The organism is Streptomyces lycii (assembly GCF_009735685.1).
GTDB classification, from domain to species: Bacteria; Actinomycetota; Actinomycetes; order Streptomycetales; family Streptomycetaceae; genus Streptomyces; species Streptomyces lycii.
On record NZ_WHPN01000147.1, the window covers coordinates 1 to 286 of the forward strand.

Consider the following 286-nt stretch of genomic DNA (forward strand, 5'->3'; position numbering starts at 1 on the left):
CCCGTCGCCCCGAAGAGGGCTCGCGCGGCGACCGCGGCCGGGGTGCGGTCGGTGAAGGGGTCGCCGTCGGCCGTGAAGCCCGGTGCGGCGAGCGCGAACAGCAGCAGGGCCAGCGCCGCCGCCGGCAGCGCGTCGCGCCGCACGGCCGCCCGGAACCGGGCGTCCCCGGCGAGCACCAGGCCGAGCGCGAAGAACAGCAGATACGCCCAGCGGTGCCAGCCCCCGTATCCCTCCTCCAGCCCCAGCCCGGCGCAGACCAGCGCGAACGGCACGGCCGGCAGCAGCA

General features: G+C 78.3%; 1 pseudogene. It reads right to left on the bottom strand.

Going from position 1 to position 286, the window contains the following annotated elements:
* Positions 1-286, bottom strand: a pseudogene (locus GCU69_RS06100) (acyltransferase family protein); the annotation flags it as partial.